Annotated in this window: 2 protein-coding genes; both read left to right on the top strand. The window is 35.5% G+C overall.

Going from position 1 to position 1,946, the window contains the following annotated elements:
* Window positions 1–281 (top strand): ATP-binding protein (locus ABD814_RS00940; RefSeq protein ID WP_344909521.1); only part of this gene is annotated, 281 nt, incomplete at its 5' end.
* 177 nt (window positions 282–458) lie between these two features.
* Window positions 459–1,712, top strand: a complete 1,254-nt coding sequence (locus ABD814_RS00935) for an IS4 family transposase (RefSeq protein ID WP_344909519.1) — start codon at window positions 459–461, stop codon at window positions 1,710–1,712.
* Window positions 1,713–1,946 lie beyond the last annotated feature (234 nt).

Genomic DNA, 1,946 nt, shown 5'->3' with positions numbered 1-1,946 from the left:
AGATTCCCTTCGAGAATCCAGAGCAATATTTGTTGGCTATATTACAACAGGAGATAGAATTAAGAGAAACTGCAAAGGGCGAACGCTTCATCAAAAAAGCAAAGTTTATGAATGAAAAGGAATTAGTAGATTACCAATGGGGAGACCATATCCACTTCCCATCAAATCTCGACAGAGATGGTCTTGAATCACTTACATTTATCGAAAGGCAAGAGAATGTCATTTTATCAGGAGCGCCTGGAACAGGAAATTATCGAAAGTTTTTGTTTATGGAAAGATAGCCCCAAAAAACCTTGTGGTCTAAACTGTTATAAGAAATATCTTTCCATCATTAGTATTGCATAAACATTTTTTCGAAATGTCAAGTGGTTATTCGAAATATTTCTAAAAACAGAAAAAACTCCTTATAATTAGGTTTGGTAGCTCTGTCCAAATCCCAAAAAATAAGGAGCAACATCATGGACAAGAATACCACAAATTCTACAATTAGTGAACTACTTAAACTTATTGATGAACGAACATTTTTAGAGTTAAGCAACGTCAAGGATATCGATAAGTATGTCAAAAAGCTGACGGCTTACCGATTCTTTCAACTCATGATCATGGCACAAATTTATGAAATTAAAAGCTTAACAAGTGTTTCGAAACAAACAAAAGATAAGCAAGACATGAAACGACAATTAGCGTTTGAAAGTATCAGTACGTCTCAATTGTCTCGAAAATTAAGTCAATTACCATCTGACCTATTCGAGAATACTTTCTTATATTTAGCAAATAAAATCCAACTGAAAATGTCTTATTCGTCACCACTTATTCGACATATTACCCGTTTAAAAGTGATTGATTCAACGACAATGAGCATGTGTCTTAGCCAATATCCTTGGGCGACATTTCGAAAGACGAAAGCAGGTGTTCGACTACATGCGAGAGTCGTTGTGACCAAAGATGACACGATACCTGATCGAGCGAAGTTATTACCAGCGATCCATTCGGACCGCTCACAAATGGACGAATTAATCGATACTGATTTAGACACCATTTACTTATTTGATCGAGGTTACATCGACTATAAGCAATTCGAAAAGCTTTGTCTTTCGGAAACACAATTTTTGACACGGCTCAAAAAGAATGCTGAAATCGAAGTCCTTTCAGAACAAGTTCCTGATCCAAAGCAGCTTATTTTTAAAGACCAAGATGTCTATTTAGGCAATGACGTATCTGGAACAAAAATGAGTCAACCACTCCGATTAATTGAAACAGAAGACGCCGAAGGCAACAGCGTTACGATTGTAACGAATTGTTTTGGACTATCCGCCAAAGAAATTGGTGATCTTTATCGTTATCGCTGGAAAATAGAAACGTTTTTCAAATGGATGAAACAACATTTAAAACTAAAAACGTTTTATGGTAAAAGTCAAAATGCGGTTTACAATCAAATCTGGATTGCCTTAATTACTTACTGTTTAACCGTTTTAATCCAACATAATACGGGGCACAGTGGCCAGCTTCTCGATGTCAAAAAAACGTTGGAGAATCTGTTGTTCGAAAGTTACGAGACGTTTGTCAAAGCATTGTTTCGCCCACCTACACGCACTTCAAAAGGCCGACGGAAATATGATTTTGAACACGAATTTCGCATCCTTATGAAACAATACAGTGAAGGCGAGGTGGATCACTTAGATACACTTGATTTTGACCCATTGTTTGTTTAATAAATAGTCATATTCCAAATTGTGGATAAGAGCTACTCTTCGTTCACTGTTCACTTTTTTTAATTTAAAAACAAAATGAAGATGGTAAATTTTAGCTTCAAGTGATTTAAGAGTAATTTATTGATTTGACAAGTGAACAACAATTTTATGCAACGCTAATGTCTTTCCATAATATTTTTAAAAAACCTACCTACAAAAATCCTGCAACCAATTCAACAAATCTGTATCCTCATC

Source organism: Amphibacillus indicireducens (assembly GCF_039539605.1).
GTDB classification, from domain to species: Bacteria; Bacillota; Bacilli; order Bacillales; family Amphibacillaceae; genus Amphibacillus; species Amphibacillus indicireducens.
Note: the sequence above shows the minus strand (reverse complement) of the source record. Positions and strands in the feature narration are given on the sequence as shown.